Below are 25,444 nucleotides of genomic sequence, written 5' to 3'. Positions count from 1 at the left end.
GTAGGAACGGCTGTACGTGGCCCACCCGACAGCGTGTGTTTACGGTGTAAACATCAGCGGTAAAGTACCACTGTGAGTACTAAAACCTTCCCCCACCTGATGTCTCCGGGCCGTATCGGCCCCATGGAAACGCACAACCGGATCGTCCTCCCGGCGATGGACATGAATGTCTCGGAGCACGGTGAGATCGAGCAGCCGGAGATTGACCACTATGTGGCCCGCGCCGCCGGCGGTGCAGGCCTGATCATCACCGGCGCCTGCGCCATCGCCTTCCCGTACGGCGCGGCCTCCATGAAGGAGCCGGGCCTCTCCGATGACAAATACATCCCCGGCCTCAAGGCACTGGCCGACGCCGTCCACGCCGCCGGCAGCAAGCTGTGCATCCAGTCCACCCACCACGGCAAGGTCGCCCGCGTGGACGTGGCCAATGACCGCCCCGTGCTCGCCCCGAACCAGCCCGACTACACCTATGACATGTCCGCCCTGGCTGACAGCACCCGCGAAGAGCTGGGCAAAATGGGTGCCGCCACGGCCGGCAAGCAGACCGAATACCGCGAGATGACCGCCGAGGACATCGCGTGGCTGGTCAGGACCTGGGCCGATGCCGCCGAGCGCATCGCCAGGGCCGGCTGCGACGCCATCGAAATCCACGCAGCCCACGGGTACATCCTCGGGGTATTCCTGAACCAGCGCGACAACAAGCGCACGGATCAGTACGGCGGTTCGCTGGAAAACCGGGCCCGGCTGGCCTGCGAGGTCATCAGCGCCGTCAAGGAGCGCGTCGGCGACCGCCTGGCCATCCTCGTCCGTGTCGCCGGACAGGAATACGGACAGGACGGCGGACTCACCCTCGAGGAAGCCACCGAAGCCTCGAAGCTGTTCGAAGCCGCCGGCGCGGACGCCATCCACGTCACCGGCTGGGGCCGAAACCCGTTCGATAACTTCACCGACGGCCCGCTGCCCAACAAGGTCGGCGCCTACCTGGAGAACGCTGCCGAGATCAAAAAGCAGGTCAGCGTTCCCGTCATCGCCGTCGGCCGTATGCTGCCGGAGGTGTCCGAGAAGGCACTGGCCGCCGGGCAGATCGACTTCGCAGCCATGGGCCGCCAGCTGCTGGCCGATCCGGAACTGCCGAACAAGATCCGCGACGGCAGGTTCGACCAGGTCCGCCCGTGCATCAACTGCTACCTCTGCGTGGCCGAGAACTTCTTTGACGACACCCCGTTCTGCGCCGTCAACCCTGCACTGGGCAACGAGGCGCTGCTGCCGCTGAAGCCCGCCTCCGCCACCAAGCACGTGGTCGTCGTCGGCGCCGGCCCCGCGGGCCTGGAAAGCGCCCGCGTGCTGACCGAACGCGGCCACCGCGTCACCGTGGTGGACAAGTCGGACCGCCTGGGCGGGACCATGTGGTTCTCCACCATGACCACCCCCGACAACGAGCGGCTGCTGCGCTGGTTCAAGTCCGAAATCCGGCGGCTGAACATTGCGGTAAAGCTCAACACCCCGGCCACGGTGGAATCCATCCGGGCCCTGCACCCGGACCACGTCATCATTGCCACCGGCGCCGTCCGCCCCAAGCCGGACTTCCCCGGCGGTGACCTGCCCGTGGTGCAGACCGGTGACACGCTGCGCGCCATGATGCTCGGAACGGCCACTGCCGAGGAAGCCGGTGCGGTACTGAGCACCCTGGGCAAGCTGGGCCGGCTCTCCGGCGTCACCAAGAGCCCCGAGTTTGTCCGCCAGTTCACCAAGTTCTGGCTGCCGATGGGCAAGGACGTGGTGGTGATCGGCGGTTCGCTGGTGGGCCTGGAACTGGCCGAATTCCTCGCCGAGCGCGGCCGCCGCGTGACGCTGCTGCACGAAAAGCAGCAGCTCGGCCTGCCGCTGGCCATGCCTCGGCGCTGGACCGCGGTGAAGGATGCCGAGAAGCACGGGGTGAAAATCCACCGCAACGCCTCCATCACCCGCATCACGCCCAAGAGCGTGGAGTGGACCGTGGGCGAAGAGACCTTCACGGCTCCCGCGGACATGGTGGTCTACGCAGACGGTACGACGTCGGCCTCACCACTGGCGGACGAGCTGCGGGCGGCGGACCTGGGCATCGACGTCGACGTTGTGGGCGACGCCGGCGCCGTCAACTACATCCACGGCGCTATCCACTCCTCGTGGAAGGTTGCCACGGAGCTCTAGGAGGGCGCACCTTCCCCCGGGCGCGGGAAACCGGCAGGCCGCAGTGATGGCGGCCTGCCGGCTTCCCCTTTTAGGAGAAGCAGGGCGGCAACGGTCCCGAAGCTACCCGGCCGGTGCGTCGGCCTGGAGGACGGTCACGGCCAACTGGACACGGTTGGTGACGTCGAGTTTGGTGAAGGCACTGGCAATATGGGTTTTCACCGTAGCCACGCTGACGAAGAGTTCGGCGCCTATTTCCGTGTTGGTCAGGCCGCGGGCAACGGCACGGGCCACGGCGCGCTCCCGCTCACTGAGCTCCAGCAGCGGATTGGGCTGTACCGCGGGCGCCGGCCGGACCGTGGCTGCGGCCGCGACAATACGTTTAAGGATTCCCGGGGAGAAACGCAGCTTGTCCTCCGCCGCGGCGCGGACCGCTGAGACTATGTCGGCCGGCGCGGTGTCCTTCAGCAGGAAACCGCTGGCCCCGGCCCGCAGCGCGGACAGAATGAAATCATCCGTCTCGAATGAGGTCAGGACAATCACCTTGGGCGGGACGGGCAGCACAGTCATGCGTTCAGTGGCTCCGATCCCGCTCAGGCGGGGCATGCGGATGTCCATCAGTACGACGTCGGGCTCCAGCTCGGCGGCGAGCCGGACGGCGGTTTCACCGTCGCCCGCTTCACCGACAATGGAAAGGTCCGGCGCCCCATCGAGGATGAGCCGCAGCCCCGCCCGGATCAGGGGCTCATCATCCACCACCATTACCCGCACTTTGTCCGCCTTCACCACGGCACCTCCACTTTGGTCATGTAAACGCCCTGGCGGGCCCCCGATTCAAAGGACCCACCGGACAGCCGGGCCCGTTCGGCCAGCCCGATCAGGCCCAGCCCATCCGGCGAGCGGTGCGGAGAGCCGGAAATCGGATTGCTCACTTTCACGGTAATCCCGTGTCCGGGGGCACCGGTCAGGGACACGGTCACCGGATGGCCCGGGGCGTGTTTCTGGGCGTTGGTAATGCCTTCCTGCGCCACGCGGTACAGGTGGCGGGAGGTGGCGTCCGCGGGAGCATCCTCCCCGGTGGCCAGCAGGGCCGGTTCAATACTCAGGGTGATCTCGGTGCCGGCCGCACGCGCGGAATCCACCAATGCCGGAATGGATGCGATGTTCGGCTGGGGCGCAGCCTCCGCCTCGTCCTCCCGCAGGACCGTCAGCACGGTGCGCAGTTCCGTTGCTGCCTTATGCGCGGTCTCCCGCAGCATCCCGGCCGTGGAACGGATGGTCTCGGCGTCCAGATCCGTCCGGTATTCCAAGGCTCCTGCATGCATGCTGATCAGGCTGAGCCGGTGGGCCAGGGTGTCGTGCATTTCCCGGGCGATCCGGGTGCGTTCGGCCAGCCGCGCCTGGTCCGCGCGGGCGTCCTGTTCCCGGCGTGCACTATCCGCTTCGTGGTGAAGGGAGACAATCAACTGCTGCCGCGCGCCGCGGTTCAGGCCGACAAGCACCAGGACCACCAGCGGGACCACTGCGGCCACGAGCACCCACCAGATCTCGCCGTCGATCGGATCACCGGGGTTGACGGCTGTGCCGGCGGCCATCCCCGCGGTAAAGACTGCCGCGGTCGCGGCCACGTACCTGGGACGCCGCAGCGCGGCAATGCGGATAATGCACAGGCAGGCCGCCGGGAAAGCCAGGCTGGAGAGCCCGCTCACGGCGATGATGGCCAGCCCGGCACCCACCGGTGCCCGGCGCAGGGCAAGGGGCAGCAGCCCAAGCGCAGCAAGGCCCAGGAGGAAGTCCAGGAACATCAGGGCGGCGAACCTGCCCGTGACCTCTTCGCCTTCGGGCGGCATCATGGCGCCTTGGACCACCAGGAAAAGCAGCAGCCCGGCCACCCCGGTCCCGGCAGTAATACCGGCCACTCTCCAGGCGCTGTGGCGTTGTCTCAGAGGCGGCATTCCACCGATCCTAGTGAGCTGTGTGCCGGGCCCGCAATTGGCCGAAAGCATGAGGTTATCTCCTCCATCCGGCAGGCGGTTAGGACCCGATGGCCGAAGCGGGAGCCGGCATGCTGCGGTCAGGCTGGTTTCATGACATTCACCGACCCGCACCGGGAGCCGCCGGTCCCTAACCTGCCCCGGCTCCCAGCGGAGCCCTACCCGTATCACCGGGCGGCCCTCGCCCGCCCCGGCAACAGGTGGTGGCACCCGCTAACCACCCTTCTGGTTGCCGTAGCTGTGTTCGCAGTCCTGATGCTGCTGACAGTGGTTGCGCTGGTGGTGGCGGGCATCTTCGTGCCTTCCATTGGCACCGCCGTGGACCGGGCGGTCTCCGTGGACGCGGACCTCACCGATCCCGCCCAGTTGCTCTTTATGCTTGCCACAATCTGCCTTCTGTGGCCGGCGGCAGCACTGGGCGTCCGCTGGGGAGGCAGGCGTCCGGCCGGCACACTCTCATCCGTCACCGGCCGGCTGCGCTGGCGCGTCTTTCCCCGCCTGCTCGGGTTGGCCGCAGTGCTGTTTGTGGTGTGGAACGGCCTGAGCCTGCTGCTGCCGGAGGCTTGGGTGCAGGCCAGTGAGGGCCGCGGGGACGGAAGCTCCGGCAACGTGTGGCTTTTGCTGCTGGTGGTCCTGGCCGTTGTGCCGCTGCAGGCCACCGCAGAGGAATACGCCTTTCGCGGCCTGCTGATGCAGGGCATAGGTTCCTGGCTGCGGCATCCGGCCTTTGCAATCCTGCTGCCGGTTCCGTTGTTTGTCCTCGGCCACGGGTACGGGCTGGTGGGGCAGATTGATGTTGCCGCCTTCGCTGTTGCCACGGGCTGGCTGGCCTGGCGCACCGGCGGCCTCGAAGCGGCCATCGCCCTGCATGTCATCAACAATGTCGGAGTTTTTGCCCTGGGATCGGTGGGGCTGTCAGACCCCAACGCCACCGATATGCCGCTGGCGGCCCTCCCGTTTTCGCTCGCCTTCCTGCTGGCCTATTCACTGATTGCGGCCCGCGCGTTTCCTGCACCGGCGTTGACGGCAAAGCCACACGAACGAAATGGTCATCCGCCAACGTCCGGAACCACAGCGGCCTCTTCCAGGGTTTGAGCGGCGGTCCGCCATCGCCTAGGCTCCCGCAGATAGGTTGCCTAACAGTTGTTCAGGGGGAAATCGCTTTGCGTATGGAAAACAGTTCAACCAGGACCACCGTTTTAATGCTGTCCGCTTTAGTCCTCTCGGCGGCGGCTGTCTCCGGCTGCAGCGTCAGCCCGGAGGCGGCGGATCCCGCACCGTCCCGGACACCTTCCGCGACGGCTGCGAAGTCAGCGGCACCCGCTCCGATCACCCGGCAGCCCTCACCGCCTGCGGGCGAAGTGTCAGTCCCGGAGGCGACCGCGGAACCGCCTGCCGTGTCCGCACCGGCCCTCCCGGGGGCCCAGGCCCCGTTGACTGCCGACACCGCACAGCAGATCGTCGCCGATTCCCTGCAGAACAGCCCGGACCTGGTGTACGACGTGTTTGAGAAGCCGGACGGATCCTTCGAGGTGAAGGTCCGGTCCAAATCGCTCGCGGAGCAGGGCGGGTCCGGCACCGTGGGCCTGTACAAGGTCTCACCCACCGGGGCCTTATCGCTGAAGTAGATCGCGGCGGCTTCTGCATCATGCACGGCGGTCATAACCGGTATACCCAGGGTCGGGGCAAGCCCGGGTACTCCGCAAAAACATGCGTAACCCGGAGACGAACCGGACCTGTATGGTTCAGAGTCAGGAACCCCTCCGGTTCCGCTACAGGAGCGAACATGTCAGACAAGTCCCCGCGCCAAGCAGCATCCAAGAAGTCCGGCAAATCCATCAAGGAAAAACGCGCCGAGAAGAAGGCCGCAGCAGCTCCGTCCGGTTCCATGGACAAGGCCACCGGCTCAAAGCCAGCAAGCAACCAAAAGAAGTGACCGGCCCCGAGCACCATCTCACTCTCGGTGTCCTGGCCAGCACCCGCAAGCCCGCCGAACGCCGGCTGCCCCTCCACCCGCTGCATCTGGAACGCATCGCGCCGGAGGTGCGGCAGCAGCTGATCCTCGAAACGGGGTACGGCGAGAGTTTCGGTGTGTCCGACACCGTGCTGAAACCGCTGGTGGGCGCAATCCTCCCCCGGGCCCAGGTAGTGGCGGAGGCCGACGTCGTCCTGCTGGCCAAGCCGCAGCCGGAGGACCTTGCCGAGCTGCGGGACGGGCAGACCCTCTGGGGCTGGCCGCACTGTGTGCAGGACCGGGCCATCACCCAGCTCGCGATCGATAAGAAACTCACGCTGATTGCCTTCGAGGCCATGAACCACTGGGCCGGCGACGGCGGCTTCGGCCTGCACGTGTTCCACAAGAACAACGAGCTGGCCGGTTACAGCTCCGTGCTGCATTCCCTCGCCCTGACCGGCGTCACGGGCGATTACGGCCGCCGGCTCAGCGCCGTCGTTATCGGTTTCGGTGCCACCGCCCGCGGGGCCGTGACCGCACTGAACGCGCACGGCATCCACGACGTCCAGGTACTGACCAACCGCGGTGTCGCGGCAGTGGGCTCCCCTATCCACTCGGTGCGGATAGCCCAGTTCGACCACAATGACTCTGCGCCGTTCCTCAGCGAAGTCATCACCGAACGCGGCCGGGTGCCGCTTGCCCCGTTCCTGGCCCAGAGCGACATCGTAGTGAACTGCACGCTCCAGGATCCCAATGCCCCGCTGACCTATTTGCGCACCGAGGACCTGGCCGCCTTCCGGCCCGGGAGCCTGATTGTGGATGTGTCCTGCGATGAGGGCATGGGCTTCGAGTGGGCGAAAACCACCACCTTCGCGGTCCCCATGTTCGAGGTGGGTGAGCACATCAACTACTACGCCGTGGACCACAGTCCGTCCTACCTGTGGAACTCCGCCAGTTGGGAAATCAGCGAGGCCCTGCTGCCGTTCCTGGAAACCGTCATCGGCGGCCCCGCGGCCTGGGCGGAAAACGACACCATCCGGCAGGCGATCGAAATCAGCGACGGCGTCATCCGGAACAAGGACGTGCTGCAGTTCCAGCGCCGTCAGGCCGTTTACCCGCACGCAGCACTGGCGGTGTAAACGGTGCGGGCCGACGGTCGGCGCCGGTCCGCACCGGATAGCGGACAGTATCTGTCCTGTTGATGCGCCAGACTCGAAGCATGCCCGCAATCCCATCTCCTGCCGTTCCCGAACTGACTGTGGCTGACGCCGCCGCCTGGCGGGAGTGGCTGGAGGAAAACGAATCCTGCAGCAACGGTGTCCGGCTGGTCCTCGCGAAGAAGGGCGTTCAGTCGCCCACGTCGCTGAGCTACGCCCAGGCCTTGGAGGAGGCCCTGTGCAGCGGCTGGATTGACGGGCGGCGGAACAGCGGAGACCAGGGAACCTACCGGCAGCACTTCACGCCGCGCCGGGCGCGGTCGCTGTGGTCGAAGCGGAACATCGAACTGACCGCAGGCCTTATTGCTGCGGGCCGGATGCGGGAACGCGGCTACGCCGAAATCTCCCGTGCCAAGGCGGACGGCCGCTGGGACAGCGCCTACTCCGGGGCGGCCGCGCTCGACGTCCCCACGGATCTGCAGACCGCGCTCGACGCCGATCCCGCCGCAGCCGCCGCGTTTGCCGCGCTGAGCCGCACGGCCCGGTATCCGGTCCTGCTGCAGGTGGTCACCGCCCCCAACGACGCCGTGCGTGCCGCGCGCATCCTCCGGCAGGTAGCGCGCCTGGCCGCCGGCAACGGCTGAGGACTGCACTGTTCGCGGTTCTGTCGGGAAATTTTTGCTGGTCCCGCAGCGGTGCCTGCGGCACACTGGTCGCGTGGACGCTATCCCCTGGGTGCTGCATGTTGACCTCGACCAGTTCATTGCCGCCGTCGAGGTGCTGAGGCGCCCGGAACTTGCCGGCAAGCCGGTGATCGTGGGCGGCCGCGGTGACCCCACGGAACGGGCGGTGGTCTCCACAGCTTCCTACGAAGCCCGGGCCTTCGGGGTTGGCTCCGGGATGCCGCTGCGGATTGCGGCCCGGAAGGTGCCCGACGCCGTGATCCTTCCGGTCGACGCCGACGCCTACCTCGTTGCCTCGGAGACGGTGATGGCCACGCTGCGCGCCCGGCCCGGCGCCGTCGTGCAGGTCCTGGGCTGGGACGAAGCCTTCGTCGGCACGTCCACGGACGATCCCGAGGCCTACGCCCGCCAGTTGCAGTCCGCAGTCCTGGAGCAGACGCAACTGCACTGCAGCGTGGGCATCGGCGACACCCTGGTGCGGGCAAAAAACGCCACCGACCTGGGCAAGCCCGCCGGGGTTTTCCGCCTCACCAAGGAGAACTGGCTGGAGGTCATGGGGGCCCGGCCCACCAAGGAGCTGTGGGGCGTTGGCAACAAAATCTCCGCCCGGCTCGTGAAGCTGGGCATCACCACCGTTGCGGAGCTGGCCGCCGCCGATCCGCAGTCGCTGGTGCCCGAGTTCGGGCCGAAGATGGGCCCCTGGTACGCGGAGCTGGGCCGCGGCGACGGCGCCGGTACCGTTGACGACACCCCGTGGGTGGCCCGCGGACACAGCCGGGAAACCACCTTCCAGCAGGACCTCACCGAGGCGGCACAGGTAGAGGACGCCGTGCGGGAGCTGGCCGCGAACGTCCTGAAAGACGTGGAAGCCGAAGGGCGGCCGGTGATCGGGCTGACCCTGAAGGTCCGCTACGCACCGTTCACCACCAAGACCCACGCCAGGAAGATCCCGGAAACCCGCGACCCGGGCGAAGTCCTGGACCGGGCACTGGAGCTCGCCCGGGCCATCGAGCCCGGCCGCCCGATCCGGCTGCTTGGCCTGCGGGCGGAAATGGCCATGCCGGAGAACGCCAGGAAGGGCCATACCCCCACGCGCGGCGGCTGGTGAGCATGCTGCAACGGGTGTGCAACTGGTTACTAAACGCACCATCATGTTGAACGGGTACCCTAACGGTATTAGTCTTCTATGACCCGAGAACGGGTGAATGTCAAGGGTGCCCGGAGAAACGTGCGTCCAGAACGAGAGGTGTAGCCATGTCCGGCCGTAATCTTCACGTGGCCCGACGGAGCGGCGCCGTGGTAGGGCATCTTCTTGTCTACCTCCTCATCTGGCTGGGCCTCACCCTGCTCATCGCAGCTATCGGCATCCGGATGTTCTGGGGCGAGATCACGGTAGGGCAGATGCTCCTGAACCTCGTGTCGGTGGAAACCGACGGCGGAGGCGGATCCATCGTCTGGATGGGCATCCTCGGCGTCGGCGTCCTGCCCGTGCTCATCACCCTGGCCATCGCCTATTGGCAGCGTTCCCGGCGCCGCAAGCACCGCGCCCGGGGCCAGCACCTTTCCTCCCCGCGCTCGCGCTGGGTCATGCGCAGCGTCTCCACCGTCCTGGTGGGCGCGGTGGTCATCGGCGGCACCACGGCCTTCGCCACCACTGTGGGCGTTGGCGACTACATCAAGGCCGCGAATTCCCCTTATGACATCGGGGACTACTACGCGGAGCCGAACGTCACCGGCGCGGAGAACAAGCGCAACCTGGTGACCATTTACCTCGAATCCGGTGAAGCCACCCTCGCCGATGACCAGCTCTTCGAAAAGGACGCCTTCGCTCCCCTCAAGGAAGCCACCCCGGCCGAAGAAGGCTGGCAGAGCGTGGAAAACCTGCAGCAGTACAACGGCGGGGGCTGGACCATGGCCGGCCTGGTTTCCACCCAGTGCGGCATTCCCCTGAAGGGCTCGGGCCTGGGCGGCGGCAGTGCCACCAACGAACTCGGCGAAGACGTCGACACCTATCTGGGCGGCTCCACCTGTCTGGGCGACGCCCTGGAGGACCACGGCTACACCAGCGTCTTCCTGGGCGGCGCCAACTCCTCGTTCGCCGCGAAGGACACCTTCCTGGGCAGCCACGGCTACTCCGAGGTCAAGGGCCTCAACGAATGGCGCGCCACCGGGGAACCCGAGGAGAACTTCCGCAAGGACTGGGGCCTGAGCGACGAGCGCCTGCTCGCCCACGCCAAGGAGCAGATGGACGAGCTGCACGCCGAGGCAGAACGCACCGGGCAGCCATTCAACCTCTCCGTGCTGACCCTGGACACCCACGAGCCGGTCCACATTTACGATTACTGCGATGTGGACACGGATAGCGCGGTCACGTCCGTGTTCGCCTGCTCCCTCACCCAGGTGGCCGGCTTTGTGGAGTACATGGAAGCCCAGGGATACCTCGAGGACACAGCGGTGGTGATCATGGGCGATCACCTTAAGCACATGAGTGCCGGCGACGCGTTCCACGAACAGCTGGACCACCACCCCAACCGCACCATCTTCAACCGCGTCTGGGTTCCCGGCGGAAGCCAGCCGCTGCGCTCCGACATTGACCAGCTGAACATGTACCCGACCCTGCTCGAAGCCGCCGGCCTGACCCTGCGGGATAACTCCGCCGGGCTTGGCGTCTCCGCCTTCGCCCCGGCGGTCCCGGAAAGCTCGGCGCAGGCGCTGGAACCCGAGGCATACTCCCTGCTGCTGGATTCCCTGTCGCCACGCTTCTATGCGAAGGCCTGGGCTGGCGAGGACCCGGTCCGGTAGCTGCGCGCCCGTGCCGGGAGGCGGCTGCCTCCCGGTGTGCCGTGAAACGATGGCCGATATGAGTACACCCTCCGGTCCGCAGCCGAACGCGGCGCCCGCGGCCGTTGACGGCCCCGCAGAGGCGGGGCCGGGGGCGGAAGCAACCGTCCGCGCCGGCGCCGTCATGGCGGCCGGCACCGTGGCCTCCCGGATCCTCGGCCTCATCCGGACGGCGCTGCTTGCCGCCGCCATCGGTACGGCCGGCGGGGTCTCGGATCCGTTCAACTCGGCGAACAGCCTGCCCAACTTCATTTACCTGATGGTTGCCGGCGGCGTCTTTAACGCCGTCCTGGTTCCGCAGATCATCCGCGCGAGCAGGCAGCCGGACCGCGGAGCGGACTACGTCAGCAGGCTGCTGACCCTCGCCGCCGCCGTACTGCTGGTCCTCACGGTCCTGGCGACCCTCGCGGCCCCGCTCATCGTGGATCTGACCACCGGTTTCACCGATGAACGCCTGCAGCTGGCCACGCTGTTTGCCTACTGGTGCCTGCCGCAGATCTTCTTCTACGGGATGTATGCCGTGGTGGGCCAGATCCTGAATGCCAACGGCTCTTTTGGCCCCTATATGTGGGCTCCCGTGGTGAACAACGTGGTGTCCATCGCGTTTCTGACGGTCTTCCTGGTGGTGATGGGCAGCGAAGGCACGCAGGAGCACACCCCCGAGACCTGGACCTCGGCGCAGACCCTCCTGGTAGCAGGGGGCATGACACTCGGTGTGGCCGTGCAGGCCCTGGTCCTGCTTATTCCCCTTCAACGGCTCAAGCTGGGCCTGAAACCCAGGTTCGGCCTGCGTGGGACCGGGCTGGGACGGACCGGCAGACTGGCGTCCGTCACCATCATCACGATGCTGGTGGGCAACGGGTTGTACTTCGTAAACCTGCGCATTGCCACCATCGCCTCCGACGCACGGAAAGGTCTTTTGGCGCAGGATCCGCCGGTTCAGATTGCAGGCTCCAGCAACCTGGATACCGGCGTCCTGATGTACCAGCTTCCGCACGCCGTCATAGCCCTGTCCCTGGCCACCATCATGTTCAACCAGCTCTCCGCCGCCTCCGCGAACGGCGATCTTGCCGCAGTGCGGGCGGTACTCTCCCGGGGGCTGCGGTTCACCGGCGTGGCCACTGTCTTCGGCGCGGCCGCCCTGCTGGCGTTGGCCGGCCCGCTCGGCATGCTCTTCAGCGAATCCCCCGAGGTGGCCACGCTCAACGGCACCATCATCGCCATCCTCGCCGTCGGTACCCCGTTCCTGAGCATCAACTTCTTCCTCACCCGGGTCTTTTATGCCGCCGAGGATGTTCGGACGCCGTTGAAAATCCAGCTGATCCTCTCCGCCGTGGGGGTGGCCCTTGCCCTGACCGCCGGCATGCTGGACCCGCGTTTTATTGTGCCCACGCTCGCGGCTGCCTACTCCCTGGGCAACGTGATCGCCGTCGTCGTGAGCCATCTCTTCCTCACCCGGGCCATCGGGCCCTACGGTGCCGGGCACGTTTTCGACGTGTATGTCCGGCTTGCCCTCGCCGGGCTTGCCGCCGCCGCTTCCGGCGCAGCCCTGTGCGGGGTGTTCGGCGCCAACGAGGTGGGCGGCTATTTCTGGCAGTCCAGGCTCAACTCCGTGGTGGTGCTGGCCGTGGGCGGTGTGCTGATGCTCGCCGTCTACTTGGGCATGCTGCGGCTGCTGCGGGTCAGCGAGCTCAAGCAGCTGATCGGGTTGGTCCGCGAGCGCTTCGGCCGGTGAGCGCGGCCTGAAAGCGGCTGTGGACGCCGAAGCGGCGGCCCGGGTGTACCGGACCGCCGCTCTTTCAAACAGTGCAGCTAACCCTTGAGTGACCGGCTCAGTCCGCCCAGGAAGTCCCGGAAATAGGACCCGGTGACCTGGGCCTGCGGGTTCATGTCATAGGCGTGGTAGGCCCCGGGGTAAACATGCAGTTCGGTGGGCACGCCTGCGGCAATCAGCCGGCGGGCATAGTCGATGTCCTCCTCCAGGAACAGGTCCAGGGCACCCACGCTGATGAACGCCGCCGGCAGTCCGGCCACACTCTCCACCCGGGCAGCGGCCGTATAGGGTGATACGCCGTCGATGCCCGGTTCGTGGCCAAGGATCGAGGTCCAGCCGAAGCGGTTGTCCGACTGCGTCCACAGGAACTCACCGGCGTACGGGTGCGGGTCCCGGGTGCTGGCCGTGCGGTCATCCAGCATCGGGTAGATGAGCAGCTGGTAGGCGATGGGGAACTCGCCGCGGTCCCGGGCCAGGATCGCCAGGCAGGCAGCCAGCCCGCCGCCGGCGCTGGCACCGCCCACCGCGATACGGGCAGCATCGATACCGAACTCGGCGGCTTTTCCGTGCAGCCACCGAAGCGCGGCATAGCAGTCCTCCACCAGACCCGGCGCCGCTGTCTCGGGGGCGAGCCGATAGTCCACCGAGGCTATGGATGCCCCGGTCTCGGCGACAATCCGGCGGCACAGAATCTCGTCGGCGTCGGCGGACCCAATGACGTATCCCCCGCCGTGGATCCAGACCATGCCGGCAGAGGACGTCGTCGTTTTGTTTTTGGGTTCGTAGTAGAGGACCCGCACGTCGGGGTCGCCCTCGGCGCCGGGGACGAAGTACTCGGTGGTCGTGACGTCGGGGAAGAGCTCCTGGGGGTCCGGGGCATCCTCGACCGGGGCTCCCATCATTTCGCGGACACTCGGAAGCGTCTCAGACGAAAGGTTCAGGACCGGGAAAACGTCGAGCAGATCGACAATTTCAGGGTCAATCAGATGCCGGGAACTGATGGATGAAGCGGGTTTCAGGGTCATGGCGTCCTTCATTCTGTTGGGAGGTGGGAGTGATTCGACGGAGTCAGGATTCGGCAGGCACCGGGGCCTGCGAAGCTGACTGCCGGGAGGGGCGTACATCGTTGGAGGTTTTGAGGGTGAAACCGCGGTAACCATCCGCTGCCACCTGGTCACACAGCTGGCGATAGGCACCGACACCGCCGATGTACGGCATAAAGACCCGGGGCTTACCGGGGATATTGGCGCCCATGTACCAGGACGCCGCCCGGGGATGGAGGGTCATGTTGGCTACCTCGTTGACGTGGTCGCCCCAGTTCTCCTCCGCCGTCGGGTCGGCGTCGGTCCTGGTGACGCCGTGGTCCCGGGCGTACGCGATGTGGTCGGTAATCCAGTCCACGTGCTGTTCTATGGAGACCATCATGTTGCTCAGCACGGACGGGCTGCCGGGGGCAGTGATCATAAAGAGGTTGGGGAACCCCGCACTGGCGATGCCCAGGTAGGTGCGGGGCCCGGCTACCCACTTCTCCCGGAGTGCCACGCCGTCCGTCCCGCGGATGTCGATGGCGTTCAGTGGGCCGGTCATCGCATCAAAACCCGTGGCGTAGACAATGTCGTCCACTTCGTAGAGTTCCCCTGCCACCACCACACCGCGCTCGGTGATCCGTTCAATCGGCGTCTCGCGGACACTGACGAGGGTGACGTTGTCCCGGTTGTAGGTTGCGTAGTAGTCGGTGTCCACGCAGATCCGCTTCGTCCCGATCGGATGGTCCCGCGGCACCAGCAGGTCGGCGATGTCCGGGCGCTCAACAACCTCGCGGATCCGGTCACGGACAAACTCCGCCACCACCTCATTGGCTTCGGCGTTTACCCCCGTATCGATGAACGCGGACAGGAAGCCCGCACCGCCGTAGTCCCAACGCTCCTTCATTTCCCGGGTCCGGACATCCTCGGGCAGTTCAAGTGCGCTGCCGATGGGGGCCGCGGGATTCGTCCCGGTGGGCGAGATCCGTGCCGCCTGACGCAGCTGCTCGTAGTTCGCCTTGGTTTGCTCGATCTCTGCAGCGCTCAACGGCCCGTTCACCGCCGGCACCGAGAAGTTCGGGGTCCGCTGGAAGACCGTGACATGCGCCGCCTGAGCGGCAATCACGGGGATGGACTGGATTCCCGAGGATCCGGTGCCGATCACCGCCACCCGGCGGCCGGTGAAGTCGACCTCCTCATGGGGCCACCGCCCGGTGTGGTACGTCGGCCCGCTAAAGGTCTCCATGCCCTCGAAGTCCGGCACGCGGGAGGCGGAGAGGCAGCCGACGGCGGTAATCAGGTACTGCGCGGTGGTGACGAGGCCGTCGTCCGTGTACACCGTCCAGCGATCCTGCGCTTCGTCGTACCGGGCACTGTCGATCGAGGTGGAGAAGGCAATGTCGGGACGAAGCCCGAACCGGTCAGCTACGTGGTTTGCGTACCGCAGGATCTCCGGCTGGGTCGGGTAGCGCTCGGTCCATTGCCATTCCTGCTGGAGCTCCGGCGAGAAGGAATAGGAATAGAACAGTGACTCAACGTCGCACCGCGCCCCCGGGTACCGGTTCCAGTACCAGGTCCCGCCTACCCCGTCTCCCCGTTCAAAGACCCGTACGTTGAGCCCCAGGTCATCGCGCAGCCGTTTCAACATGTACATGCCTGCGAACCCTGCGCCCACAATTACGGCGTCGTAGTCGGTTGTTTGCCCGTCCGATACAGTCATCGGGACACTCCGTCCTTTTCCGGCGTCATTGCCGGCCCAGGCTTTCTGGTGCCCATCAGTCTGTATCGAACCCGGGGACACGTCTTCGGCCAAGTGGCTCAACAAAGCCTCCGGCGCACGCCATCTGGCGGTTTCAGGACCCGGCCAGGCCTTAGGTGCCGGACGTGTCCTGCTCCGCGGAGTCGCGGACCCGGCGCAGACAGAGGGCAATGAAGAGCCGGGTCCGTCCGTACGGTTCCGTGATGGTGAAGCCCAGTGCCAGCTCGGCGCGCTCAACCCGGTAGGCCACGGAGTTGTGGTGCAGATACACCGAGCGCGCTGCCTGCCGGACGGAATCCGTTGCCGCGACCGCCTCGAGGATCCGCAGCATCTCCGGACCGTGTGCCTTCCGCAAGGCATCGAGTACGTGGACGTCCTCCACGGTGTCTATCTGCTCCCGGGTCAGGTACGCCGGCAGCAGGGCATACCCGCCCAAGGCCGCTGTCTCCACCAGTACCGCTTCACTCGTGGGATAGGGCGCACTGTCATGGGTTGCCGGCAGAGCGTAGCGCAGCCCCAGGAGTGCCTCGGCGTGTGCTGCCGGCAGGTCCAGGACATTGACGCCGCGTGAGAACGCCGCCCGCACTCCGGTGGGTACGGCCAGGCTTTGCAGCGCATCCGCTATGCCTGCGGCTGCCAGAAACAGGGCCTTCCCGTCATCGTAGGTACACAGCACCGAGGCCGTTTTCCCGATCCGCCGCACCAGTTCCTGCACCCCCTCCGCCGGGCCCCTGATCGCGATGACGGTGAGCAGTTCAGCCGCGGAAAGCCCCAGCTGCCGTGCCGCCGTGAGCCGCTCATCCGGACGGCGGTTCGCATCAAAAACCACCTCGGCGGCCGGTAGGGCATCCCTGGCTGACTGCCGCAGGGCCACCTTCACAGTTATCCCGAGGCGCCGCAGGAGCAGATCCTCCTCCGGGCATGGCGGTCCGTCCAGCCAAACCTGCAGACCTCCCGGGATCCGGCGCGCGCCACTAGGGAGGGGACCCGTGCCGCGCCGTACCGCCCCGTCCGCATCAACGGTGAGCCCTGCCCCGTCCGGCGCCCGGAAACCGGCTCCGCGGCCCAGGACCCTGGCCACACTCTGCAGAACTGTTGACGGGTCGGCCTCCCGTTCCAGCAGTTCGTCGAAGACTTCCCAGACATCGGCCCGGCGGGGAGCCCCGGCACCACGATGTGCCAGAGTTTCCTCGCGCGGGTTGTCCGAGCCGGTCAACATAGGGGTCAGGCTAACCCGTTACCGGTTTTTCCGCGATGGGTGTACCTCCGCGGAAGGCAGCCGGCGGGAATAGATCGCCGGTCACCGCACTTGTACCGCCCATGAAATCAATCGTGTACTCCGCCACCGGTCCTTCATCCGTCCTTTCACTCGCGGAGCGCGACGTCGCCGCGCCCGGTCCGGGCGAAGTGCGGGTCCGCGTCGCTATCTCCGGCGTGAATCCCACCGATTGGAAGGCCCGCGCTGCCGGGGAACCTCCGTTCCCCGAGGTGGTGCCGAACCAGGACGGTGCCGGTACGGTGGACGCCGTCGGCGACGGGGTCACGCACCTGCAGCCAGGTGACCGCGTGTGGATTTACCTGGCAGCGCACGGCCGCCCCACGGGCACTGCACAGGAATTCACTGTCCTCCCCGCGGACCGTGCGGTGAAGCTGCCTGAAGGCATCGGGTTTGACGTCGCCGCCAGCCTCGGCGTGCCCGCCATGACGGCGCACCGCGCCCTGACCGTGCATGAACACGGCCCTGCCCGGCTCGCCCCCGGGGCCCTCGCCGGACGCACCGTTCTGGTCCAGGGCGGTGCCGGCGCCGTCGGGCACGCTGCAATCCAGTTCGCCGTCTGGGCCGGAGCCACCGTGATTGCCACGGTGAGCAGCGATGCGAAGGCTGAGCTGGCTACTGCCGCCGGCGCCCACCACATTGTCCGCTACCCCGACGACGCCGAAGCGGACCGGATCCGCGAGGTAGCCCCGAACGGTGTGGACCAGATTGTGGAGGTCTCCCCCGCGCAGAACGCCGCCCTCGACGTGGAGGTGATCGCCAACCACGGCAGCATTGCCTACTACGCCAACAACAACGGCGAGGAATTCACTGCACCTATCGTGGCCAGCTTCGCCAAGAACGTCCGCTGGCAGGGTGTGCTCATCTACACGGTGGGTGAAGACGCCCAGCATGCTGCCGCCGAGGACATCACCGCAGCCCTCCGCGACGGTGCCCTGCCGGTGGGCGGCTCCGCCGGACTGCCGCTGACCTGGTTCCCGCTGGAGGAAACCGCTGCGGCACACGACGCCGTCGAAAACGGCACCACCGGCAAGATCCTCATCCGCGTCTCTGAGGAAAGCGCCTAGTTCTCTGAGGACACCTAGTCAAGGGGCCTGCCCTCCGCCGGCGTACCTGACAGGGGTTACGTTCGGTGGCGCCCGGGTGCAGGATGGGTCCTACCAACCGAGGCAGTGGGCAGGCGCTTCGGCCCCTAGCGAGGAAAGGCAGAATCCCATGGCAGATCTGGGCGGAATGGCAGACAAGGCAAAGGACGCGGCCAAGAATCACCCCGAGCAGGTGGACCAGGCCAAGGACAAGGCCAAGGACGCCATGAGCGGCAACAAGGACGACGAGCAGAAGTAGCACTCGTTCGCGCACCAATCTTCACAGCGGAGCCGGGCAGCCCCAGGGAGGCCCGGCTTTCTGCTGGTTTGGGGGCCTGTTTCCTGCTGCCGCCCTGACCACCGCAGAACTTCCCAGTCAGTGGTGCGGATGTTTCCGGTGAGGTCCCACGTGCACCACCAGTCACCAAGCGTGGGAACTCCCGCAGGCGACGCCGTCGAGTGTACAGCTAACGGGCTTTTGACCGGCCGATAGGGCCGTTAGCTGTACATTGGGCAACCTGAAAAGACCCGTGCAGCCGGCATTCAGTTCCCTCGTGCTGCTGAACGGCCGTGGGCCAGTCCGGTGGGAATGCCAAGGAACTGCGGTTCCGGCGCACTGCAGCACGACGACGACGCAGGCTCCGGTTCCGGCGCACTGCAGCACGACGACGACGCAGGCTCCGGTTCCACCGGCTCGGTTCCGCAGCAGGAGGCTTCAGCTGCTCCGCCGCCCGCCGGTGCGTCGCAGCTGCCGCCCAGATCCGTGGAACAGACACCGGTTTCGGGCAGGACCAGCTGCACGTCATCGGCGGCCTCCCGGTCTCCGGCCAATGCGGCAGCAATGGAACGGACCTGCTCGTAGCCGGTGGCCATCAGGAAGGTGGGCGCCCGGCCGTAGGACTTCATGCCCACAATGTAGAAGTCCTGCTCCGGGTGGGACAGCATTGTGGCGCCGTGCGGTGCCACTGTGCCGCAGCTGTGGAACTCGGGATCAATCAGCGGTCCGAGTTCCCGCGGCGCCTCCACGGCAGGGTCAAGGTCCAGCCGGATTTCGCGCAGCATGCCCAGGTCGGGGCGGAAGCCGGTGGCGGGCACCAGCAGGTCCACCTCCAGCAGCTTTTCCCCGGCCGGCGTCTTCCCGGCCACGGCCAGGGTGCCGTCGGTTGTGAACCCGGTGATGGTGAAGGAGGTGTGCAGCTCGATCCGGCCCTCCTGCACCAGGTTGCGCAGCCGGCTGCCCAGTGCGCCACGGGCCGGCAGCCCGTCCAGGTCGCCGCCGCCGTACACCCCGGCCGCGGAGGCACTGCGGATGGCCCAGCTGATCCGGGTTCCGGGTTCCTGTTCGGCCAGCTCAGTCAGGGCCAGCAGGGTGTTCGCGGCGGAGTGGCCGGCGCCGACCACCAGCACGTGCTTACCGGCAAAGCGTGCACGGTCCCTGCCAAGAACGTCAGGCAGCGGACCGGTGATCAGCCCTGCCGCCAGCGCCTCGGCTTCCCCGGGGGCCGGCAGCCCGGCCTGTCCCAGCGGGTTCGGGGTATTCCAGGTGCCGGAAGCGTCAATGACGGCGCGTGCCCGGTACTCGGCTGCCGTACCCCGGACGTCTTCCGTGCGGATCAGGAACGGCGTGCCCTCCCGGCCGCCGGTGCGGGTTTTATCCAGGCCGTCGCGGCTGACGGCCACAACCCGGGTGGAGGTGTGCAGGGCGCCGGCGATCGCTGGGAGCGCAGCCAGCGGCTGCAGGTACCCTTCCTGCAGCTCGGCGCCGGTGGGCAGGGTGTCGGCGTCGGGTTCCTGCCACCCGGCAGCGGTGAGCAGCCGGCGGGCGGCAGGATCGACGTCGTACTGCCACGGTGAGAAGAGCCGGATGTGGCCCCAAGACGCCACGGCGGCAGCCGGTGTTGGCCCGGCTTCGAAAATGAGCGGGGTGAGGCCGCGTTCCAGCAGCTCGGCAGCGGCGGCCAGCCCTACCGGTCCGGCACCGATCACGGCGACGGGAAGATCGGAAATGTTCATGGTGTGTTCCTCTTCAGCGCGGGTATTAGGTCGCGGTCAGCAGGTCGGTGATGAGTGCGGAAACCCGGGCCTTGATTTCATCCCGGATGGGCCGGACGGCTTCCACGCCCTGGCCGGCGGGGTCCTCGAGTTTCCAGTCTTCGTAGCGTTTCCCGGGGAAGATGGGGCAGGCGTCGCCGCAGCCCATGGTGATCACCACGTCGGATTCCTGCACGGCCTGCGTGGTCAGCACCTTGGGCAGCTCCGCGGACATGTCGATGCCGTCTTCGGCCATCGCAGTCACGGCGGCGGGATTCACGGACCCGGCGGGGGCGGAGCCGGCGGACCGGACCTCGATCCGCCCCTCGCCCAGGCTGCGGAGGTAGGCGGCGGCCATCTGTGAGCGGCCGGCGTTGTGCACGCAGACAAACAAGACGGAGGGTTTCTGGCTGGCGCTCATCGGTTGGTCTTTTCTGTGGAAACGGCGGGGACGGGAGCAGCGGGCCAGTATTTCCTCTGCGCCCACAGGGCGGCGTAGACCAGGGCCACCAGCACGGGCACTTCGATCAGGGGCCCGACGACGCCGGCTAGTGCCTGCCCGGAGGTCACGCCGTAGGTGCCGATCGCCACGGCGATGGCCAGTTCGAAGTTGTTGCCCGCGGCGGTAAAGGCGAGCGTGGCAGTGCGGGGGTACCCCAGGTCCAGGACCCTGCCCAGGACCATGCCGGCGCCGAACACAACAATGAAGTACACCAGCAGCGGCAGCGCAATCCGGGCGACATCCAGCGGGCGGGAGGTGATGCTGTCCCCCTGCAGCGCGAACAGCAAAACGATGGTGAACAGGAGGCCGTAGAGCGCCCAGGGGCCGAGTTTTGGCAGGAACCTCTGCTCGTACCAGTCCCGGCCGCGGGCTTTTTCACCCAGGATGCGGGTGAGGAAGCCCGCCAGCAGCGGGATGCCCAGGAAGATCAGGACGCTGGTGGTGATGGCCAGGAAGGAGAACTGCATGCTAGTGGTTTCCAGGCCCAGCCAGCCGGGGAGCACCTGCAGGTAGAACCAGCCGAGCGCACCGAAGGCCAGAACCTGGAACACGGAGTTGATGGCCACCAGTACGGCGGCAGCCTCACGGTCCCCGCAGGCCAGGTCATTCCAGATCATCACCATGGCGATGCAGCGGGCGAGTCCCACAATGATCAGTCCGGTCCGGTATTCGGGCAGGTCCGGCAGGAAGATCCAGGCCAGCACGAACATAAACGCGGGGGCGGCCACCCAGTTCAGGACCAGCGAGGTGAGCATCAGTTTCCGGTCCGTCACCACGGCGCGGGTTTCGTTGTACCGGACCTTGGCCAGCACCGGATACATCATCACCAGCAGGCCGACGGCGATGGGCAGGGACACGTTGCCCACGCTCACCGAGTCGAGGGCGGGTCCAATGCCGGGAACCAGCCGGCCCAGCAGCAGGCCCGCTGCCATGGCGGCCAGGATCCATACGGGCAGGAACCGGTCCAGGGTGGAAAGCCGCCCGGTGACATTGTCGGCGGGTGGGGCGGGGGTGCTCACGGAACTCCTAGGGCGGGACAGGTTTTATGGCGGGGCGGCAGGAACATATCGATGTTCTTCGATCTCGAGTATTCTCCCAGACATCGACGGGTGTCAATTTATGGGCATAATGGACGGGTGACCCCCGTCCAGACAGTTACCGATACCGCAGCCTGCTGCACACCGTTGACCACCGAGGCGCTCAGCCTCGAGGATGCCCAGCAGTTTGCCCGGCTGCTGAAAGCCGTGGCGGAGCCCACGCGCCTGCGCCTGGTCTCGCTCATTGCAAGCCAGGAGAACAAGGAAGCCTGCGTCTGCGACCTCACGGAGCCTGTGGGCCTGGGCCAGCCCACTGTGTCCCATCATTTGAAAATCCTGGTCGACGCCGGCATCCTGCACCGCGAAAAGCGCGGCGTCTGGGCTTACTACTCCATCATTCCCGGCGCCCTGGAGCGGGCTGCGGCCGTTCTCGCGCCGCGGTAAAAACCGCTAGGTCCTGGCCCGCTCGCTGGACCCGGCCGGCGCCATCGAACCCGGCCGTCCGATCCGACTGCTGGGCCTGCGCGCCGAAATGCCGATGCCCGACGACGCACGGAAGTGCCGTACGCCCACCCGCGGCGAGTGGTGAGCAGGGACGTGGAGGCAGCGCCGGCGGGTCTCCTCAACCGTCCAGTTGAAGTGCCGCCGAGACAGCCGAGACAGCCGATACGCGCAGGAAATCGAGTTTTCCTGCCGCCTCGGATCCGGCGGCCGCGGTGTAGGCAACAATGTGCAGGTCCGTGCCGGCCACGGTGAAAATGTCGCAGTCCAGCTCCACATCCCCGACGACGGCGTTCTGCACCACTTTCATTTCGGACTGGTGCTCGCTGACGGTTCCGGTGTCCCACAGTGCCCGGAACCGTTCACTGGATGCAGTCAGATCAGCAATCAGTTCCTGCACCCTTTGGTCATGCGGGTACCGACCGCGAGCACGGCGCAGGTCCGACACGAGGGAGGCTTCAAAAATCTCCAGGCTGCCCTCCGGACAGATGATCCGGATTCCGCTGCTGCCCAGCGTTCTCCCGGCAAAGTGCGAGCGCAGGAGATTGGGACGGCCCTTGTCGGACGGGGTGGGCTCCCCGAGAAGGGCCGCCCACAGCGGGCTGAAGGAGAGCAGGTCCCAGGCGGCGGTGAATACGGCCACCGGTACTTCACCGAGCCGCGCCACCAGCCGCTGCACGCCGGGCGGGATATGCGCCGGCACTTCTCCGGGCCCGGGCGGAAGCAGCCCGGAAATCTCGAAGAGATGGGAGCGTTCGGCGTCGCTCAGCTGCAACGCACGTGCCAGCGCCGCTGCCACCTGGGCGGAGGGCCGGCGGGCGCGGCCCTGCTCGAGGCGCACCAGGTAGTCAACACTGACACCTGCCAGCTGGGCCAGCTCCTCCCGCTTCAGCCCCGGCGCCCGCCGGAACCCGTAGACGGGAAGGCCCGCGTCCGCCGGCTGCAGTCGGTCGCGCCAGGAACGGAGAAGGGCACCCAAGCCAGAATCCTTCATGGAGAGAGTCTGCCAGCCGCAATCCGGTTCTGGGTGGCACTGACAGTCCATATGCTGGCCCGTGCCACGACATCGGTCCGCAGCGGGTCAAGACTAGGGCCATGACAACAACACTGATTACCGGCGCCAACAAAGGCCTGGGCTATGAAACAGCACGCCGTCTCCTCGAAGCGGGGCATACCGTCTGGATGGGGGCGCGCGATGAAATCCGTGGGCGGGAAGCGGCCGAAGCACTCGGCGGCACGTTCGTACAGCTCGATGTCACCAGCGATTCCTCCGTGGAGGCCGCCGCCAAAACCGTGGCAGCTGCCGGCGGCCTGGACGTCCTGGTCAACAACGCGGGCATTCCCGGACCCTTCGCCCAGGCGGAGGACCTGACGGCGGCCGATACAGAGGCGGTGTACGGCACCAATGTGGTGGGCATCGTCCGCATGATGCATGCTTTCCTGCCGCTCCTGCGGGAGTCCGACGAGGGAACGGTCGTGAATGTCACCAGCGGAGTGGGCTCCTTCGGCTTTGCGCACGACCCGGAGCGTGTTGAGTCCACCGTGGTGATGCCGCTCTACACCTCCTCCAAGTCCGCCGTCACTATGCTGACCGTGCAGTACGCCAAGGCGTTCCCGGAGCTCCGCATCAATGCTGCGGACCCGGGCTACACCGCCACTGATTTCAACCGGCAGCAGGGCACCCAGACGTTACAAGAGGGAACGGACGCCATCGTGGAGCTGGCCACCCGCGGCGGTTCCGGCCCCACCGGCACGTTCATCGACAGGTCCGGTGCCGCCCCCTTCTAATATCACCGCTTTCCGGCAGCAGCTGCTGTCTCCTCTTCGTAAGCGCACACCATTGAACCGGGCGGGAGATGCCGGGAGCGAACAGACGGTCCGTACCCACCCATGCATCCAGCCTCGCGGCTAGACTGGATTTGAGCCTGGAGACAGGGCCGCCACTCGTGCGCACGGGAGAAGACGGTTGCCCTGATGGCCGTCATCTCACGAGAGGATCATGATGTCTCGTCTAACTCTGGAGAACATCTTCAAGGTGGCCGTCGCGGTCTTCTTCTTTCCTTTCCTGCCGCTACTGGTCCTGATGATCGGCATCCGCAGGAAAAACGTCAAAGTGATCCTCGAAGGCGCCCTCTACGTCGCCTGCATCCTGGCCGTCACCGCTGGTGCCACCTCGTTCCTTTTCGGCACCTTTGTGGTCCTTGGGATTATTGCCGTCTCCGGCATGCGGTCCTATCACCTTCGGGACCTGTGGCTGCACCCGAGAGCCCGCGGATGGCGGCCCTTCGGTATGACCCCTTCCCCGGATGCAGGACAGCCAGGCGGCCCGGCCGCGACGGAGGCATCGGCGGCAACACAGGGGCTGTCTCAGGCGCTGTCGTGGTCTGCTTCTCTGGCGAAACGGAACCGGAACCGCCTTCCGGAGCAGGCGTATGCCAGTGTGCTGGAAACCTGCCGGACGTTGGATTCGGTGATCAAAGCCGAAGAGCGTGAGCCGCTGGGTGACCCGCAGTTTGAGTACGAACTCTCCGCCACCGTGCGGGACTACCTGCCCAGCGTCCTGCGCAGCTACCTGGCCATCCCGCCGCGCATGCTCGAGACCCCGCAGGCCAGCGGACGGACCCCCAACCAGGAACTCGCGGAGCAGCTGCAGCTTCTCTCCGGCCAGGCGGACACCCTGCATGCCAGCCGCCACCGCCGCACATCCGCGGAGCTGACCAACACGGGCAACTTCCTGCGGGAGCGGTTCGGCAACGGCAAGAGCGGCTTCGACTTCGGGATCAGGTAAGCAGTCAGCCGAGGCGCAGGAGGAATATCGCGCCGGAGAGCGCCACCGATGCAATGGAGATCCACAGAGCTACCCGCTGCAGTGTGCGGTTTCCGGTGTTTCGCCGAATCCGAACGATGGCCCAAACCATCATCGCAACACCAATGAACGGCAGAATCCAATACACGAGGGCCGCGATAGAGCCAACCAGCAGCCAGATATCGGGCCAGGAACGCGGTGCGGGAGCCGGGCCGGGTGTGGGTGCGGACGTGGCGGCAGCAGCAATCTGTTCTACCGGGCCGAATTCGGCGATGATGCGTTTAGCGCTCTGCTCCGAAGTTCCCTCCCGGTTGAGCATCTCTGCGGCATCCTCCCGCATGGCCTGGACTGTCTCAGCTCGCTCGCGCGGGTCCGTGCCGATCAGCGCGCGGTCCAGATCGGCGAAGTACGCCTCCAACAGTGACGGCATCGGTTCGGTGGTAGTCATGAGTTCTCCTTAACCATGGTTGTAACGTCTGCAGCGAACGGGTGCCAGGTCCTGGTAAAAACCTGCAGCGCGTCCGTACCCTCATCCGTGAGGTGGTAGTAGCGGCGCGGCGGCCCCACGGGTGAGGGCTCCAGCGTGGTGGTGACCCATCCCTGCTGCCGCAGCCGCGACAGCAGCGGATAGAGAGTGCCTCCGCTGGCGAACAGCACTTTCCCCTCCCCTAGCCGTTCAGCTATTTCCAGCCCGTAGGCCGGTCCGGAGCGCAGACAGGCGAGGACACAGTAGTCCACAGTGCCTTTACGGAGTTGAGTCAGAACAGACTCAGCAGTAGGTGTCATGCACTGCACGGTACCGGTAACTTGTAATGCATGCAACCGGTCAGCAGTGAAAGCCCCGCCCGCT

At 66.6% G+C, this 25,444-nt stretch carries 25 protein-coding genes and 1 pseudogene; 15 read left to right on the top strand and 11 right to left on the bottom strand.

Annotated features, from left to right (window positions below; translation table 11 throughout):
- Positions 1 to 72 precede the first annotated feature (72 nt).
- A complete protein-coding gene (locus MUK71_RS01670) occupies positions 73 to 2,190 on the top strand; it encodes an NAD(P)/FAD-dependent oxidoreductase (protein ID WP_227929325.1) in 2,118 nt (705 codons plus the stop codon).
- A gap of 102 nt (positions 2,191 to 2,292) precedes the next feature.
- Here the strand turns inward: MUK71_RS01670 and MUK71_RS01665 are convergent, their stop codons facing one another.
- Together MUK71_RS01665 and MUK71_RS01660 are read right to left on the bottom strand one after the other, a co-directional pair.
- Entirely contained in the window at positions 2,293 to 2,955 is a 663-nt protein-coding gene (locus MUK71_RS01665; protein ID WP_227904843.1) for a response regulator, read from the bottom strand.
- Positions 2,952 to 4,088: a sensor histidine kinase gene (locus MUK71_RS01660; protein WP_227929324.1), complete on the bottom strand. Its 1,137-nt coding sequence runs from the start codon at positions 4,086 to 4,088 to the stop codon at positions 2,952 to 2,954. The genes MUK71_RS01665 and MUK71_RS01660 overlap by 4 nt, the downstream gene beginning before the upstream one ends.
- A gap of 168 nt (positions 4,089 to 4,256) precedes the next feature.
- Between MUK71_RS01660 and MUK71_RS01655 the strand changes: the two genes are divergently transcribed.
- From MUK71_RS01655 to murJ, 8 genes are all read left to right on the top strand, one after another.
- Entirely contained in the window at positions 4,257 to 5,258 is a 1,002-nt protein-coding gene (locus tag MUK71_RS01655; RefSeq protein WP_227904840.1) for a CPBP family intramembrane glutamic endopeptidase, read from the top strand.
- Between the two features lie 107 nt (positions 5,259 to 5,365).
- On the top strand, positions 5,366 to 5,791 hold the full coding sequence (locus MUK71_RS01650; RefSeq protein WP_244802808.1) for a hypothetical protein: 426 nt from the start codon (positions 5,366 to 5,368) through the stop codon (positions 5,789 to 5,791).
- A gap of 158 nt (positions 5,792 to 5,949) precedes the next feature.
- The gene (locus MUK71_RS01645) at positions 5,950 to 6,099 is read left to right on the top strand and encodes a hypothetical protein (protein WP_227904837.1); all 150 of its coding nucleotides are present in this window, start codon (positions 5,950 to 5,952) and stop codon (positions 6,097 to 6,099) included.
- A complete protein-coding gene (locus MUK71_RS01640) occupies positions 6,096 to 7,256 on the top strand; it encodes a N(5)-(carboxyethyl)ornithine synthase (protein WP_227929322.1) in 1,161 nt (386 codons plus the stop codon). The genes MUK71_RS01645 and MUK71_RS01640 overlap by 4 nt, the downstream gene beginning before the upstream one ends.
- Positions 7,257 to 7,336: 80 nt before the next feature.
- Entirely contained in the window at positions 7,337 to 7,918 is a 582-nt protein-coding gene (locus MUK71_RS01635) for a YdeI/OmpD-associated family protein (protein ID WP_227929321.1), read from the top strand.
- Between the two features lie 73 nt (positions 7,919 to 7,991).
- Positions 7,992 to 9,065, top strand: a complete 1,074-nt coding sequence (locus MUK71_RS01630; RefSeq protein ID WP_479768624.1) for a DNA polymerase IV — start codon at positions 7,992 to 7,994, stop codon at positions 9,063 to 9,065.
- Between the two features lie 146 nt (positions 9,066 to 9,211).
- Positions 9,212 to 10,759 carry an LTA synthase family protein gene (locus MUK71_RS01625; RefSeq protein WP_227929320.1) on the top strand — a complete coding sequence of 516 codons (1,548 nt, stop codon included), beginning with the start codon at positions 9,212 to 9,214 and terminating at the stop codon, positions 10,757 to 10,759.
- A 58-nt stretch (positions 10,760 to 10,817) separates the two neighbouring features.
- Positions 10,818 to 12,533 (top strand): murein biosynthesis integral membrane protein MurJ, encoded by a 1,716-nt coding sequence (murJ, locus tag MUK71_RS01620; RefSeq protein WP_227929319.1) that lies wholly within the window; start codon positions 10,818 to 10,820, stop codon positions 12,531 to 12,533.
- A gap of 77 nt (positions 12,534 to 12,610) precedes the next feature.
- Here the strand turns inward: murJ and MUK71_RS01615 are convergent, their stop codons facing one another.
- The 3 genes from MUK71_RS01615 to MUK71_RS01605 form a co-directional block, all read right to left on the bottom strand.
- Positions 12,611 to 13,597, bottom strand: coding sequence for an alpha/beta hydrolase (locus MUK71_RS01615; RefSeq protein ID WP_227929318.1), 987 nt, complete (start codon positions 13,595 to 13,597; stop codon positions 12,611 to 12,613).
- A 43-nt stretch (positions 13,598 to 13,640) separates the two neighbouring features.
- Positions 13,641 to 15,317 carry a flavin-containing monooxygenase gene (locus tag MUK71_RS01610; RefSeq protein WP_269436368.1) on the bottom strand — a complete coding sequence of 559 codons (1,677 nt, stop codon included), beginning with the start codon at positions 15,315 to 15,317 and terminating at the stop codon, positions 13,641 to 13,643.
- 151 nt (positions 15,318 to 15,468) lie between these two features.
- Positions 15,469 to 16,575 carry a helix-turn-helix domain-containing protein gene (locus tag MUK71_RS01605; protein ID WP_227929317.1) on the bottom strand — a complete coding sequence of 369 codons (1,107 nt, stop codon included), beginning with the start codon at positions 16,573 to 16,575 and terminating at the stop codon, positions 15,469 to 15,471.
- Positions 16,576 to 16,676: 101 nt separating this feature from the next.
- Here MUK71_RS01605 and MUK71_RS01600 point away from each other — a divergent pair, with 101 nt between their 5' ends.
- Positions 16,677 to 17,699, top strand: a complete 1,023-nt coding sequence (locus tag MUK71_RS01600; protein ID WP_227929316.1) for an NADPH:quinone reductase — start codon at positions 16,677 to 16,679, stop codon at positions 17,697 to 17,699.
- 148 nt (positions 17,700 to 17,847) lie between these two features.
- Positions 17,848 to 17,976, top strand: coding sequence for a hypothetical protein (locus tag MUK71_RS16215; protein WP_269436367.1), 129 nt, complete (start codon positions 17,848 to 17,850; stop codon positions 17,974 to 17,976).
- 284 nt (positions 17,977 to 18,260) lie between these two features.
- Here MUK71_RS16215 and MUK71_RS01595 read toward each other — a convergent pair whose 3' ends face one another.
- From MUK71_RS01595 to arsB, 3 genes are read right to left on the bottom strand one after another with little or no spacing between them, the layout of a single operon-like run.
- The gene (locus MUK71_RS01595; protein ID WP_227929315.1) at positions 18,261 to 19,730 is read right to left on the bottom strand and encodes an FAD-dependent oxidoreductase; all 1,470 of its coding nucleotides are present in this window, start codon (positions 19,728 to 19,730) and stop codon (positions 18,261 to 18,263) included.
- 25 nt (positions 19,731 to 19,755) lie between these two features.
- The gene (locus MUK71_RS01590; protein ID WP_227929314.1) at positions 19,756 to 20,169 is read right to left on the bottom strand and encodes an arsenate reductase ArsC; all 414 of its coding nucleotides are present in this window, start codon (positions 20,167 to 20,169) and stop codon (positions 19,756 to 19,758) included.
- Entirely contained in the window at positions 20,166 to 21,269 is a 1,104-nt protein-coding gene (gene arsB, locus MUK71_RS01585; RefSeq protein WP_227904815.1) for an ACR3 family arsenite efflux transporter, read from the bottom strand. The genes MUK71_RS01590 and arsB overlap by 4 nt, the downstream gene beginning before the upstream one ends.
- Before the next feature lie 117 nt (positions 21,270 to 21,386).
- On the opposite strand from arsB, the gene MUK71_RS01580 reads away from it, so the two are divergent.
- Complete coding sequence (locus MUK71_RS01580) at positions 21,387 to 21,731, top strand: ArsR/SmtB family transcription factor (RefSeq protein WP_227929313.1); 345 nt, start codon at positions 21,387 to 21,389, stop codon at positions 21,729 to 21,731.
- Between the two features lie 10 nt (positions 21,732 to 21,741).
- Positions 21,742 to 21,876: pseudogene (locus tag MUK71_RS01575) on the top strand (DNA polymerase IV); the annotation flags it as partial.
- 33 nt (positions 21,877 to 21,909) lie between these two features.
- Here MUK71_RS01575 and MUK71_RS01570 read toward each other — a convergent pair.
- Positions 21,910 to 22,782 carry a helix-turn-helix transcriptional regulator gene (locus tag MUK71_RS01570; protein WP_227929312.1) on the bottom strand — a complete coding sequence of 291 codons (873 nt, stop codon included), beginning with the start codon at positions 22,780 to 22,782 and terminating at the stop codon, positions 21,910 to 21,912.
- A 101-nt stretch (positions 22,783 to 22,883) separates the two neighbouring features.
- On the opposite strand from MUK71_RS01570, the gene MUK71_RS01565 reads away from it, so the two are divergent.
- Positions 22,884 to 23,576, top strand: a complete 693-nt coding sequence (locus MUK71_RS01565) for an SDR family NAD(P)-dependent oxidoreductase (protein WP_227929311.1) — start codon at positions 22,884 to 22,886, stop codon at positions 23,574 to 23,576.
- 214 nt (positions 23,577 to 23,790) lie between these two features.
- A complete protein-coding gene (locus MUK71_RS01560) occupies positions 23,791 to 24,576 on the top strand; it encodes a hypothetical protein (RefSeq protein WP_227929310.1) in 786 nt (261 codons plus the stop codon).
- Positions 24,577 to 24,580: 4 nt separating this feature from the next.
- Here the strand turns inward: MUK71_RS01560 and MUK71_RS01555 are convergent, their stop codons facing one another.
- Together MUK71_RS01555 and MUK71_RS01550 are read right to left on the bottom strand one after the other, a co-directional pair.
- Positions 24,581 to 25,042, bottom strand: coding sequence for an HAAS signaling domain-containing protein (locus MUK71_RS01555; RefSeq protein ID WP_227929309.1), 462 nt, complete (start codon positions 25,040 to 25,042; stop codon positions 24,581 to 24,583).
- Positions 25,039 to 25,332 (bottom strand): PadR family transcriptional regulator, encoded by a 294-nt coding sequence (locus MUK71_RS01550; protein ID WP_341482044.1) that lies wholly within the window; start codon positions 25,330 to 25,332, stop codon positions 25,039 to 25,041. The genes MUK71_RS01555 and MUK71_RS01550 overlap by 4 nt, the downstream gene beginning before the upstream one ends.
- Positions 25,333 to 25,444 lie beyond the last annotated feature (112 nt).

This window comes from Arthrobacter zhangbolii, from assembly GCF_022869865.1.
GTDB classification, from domain to species: Bacteria; Actinomycetota; Actinomycetes; order Actinomycetales; family Micrococcaceae; genus Arthrobacter_B; species Arthrobacter_B zhangbolii.
The sequence above is the reverse complement of the archived record's forward strand: the minus strand, read 5'-3'. Positions and strand labels throughout refer to the sequence as shown.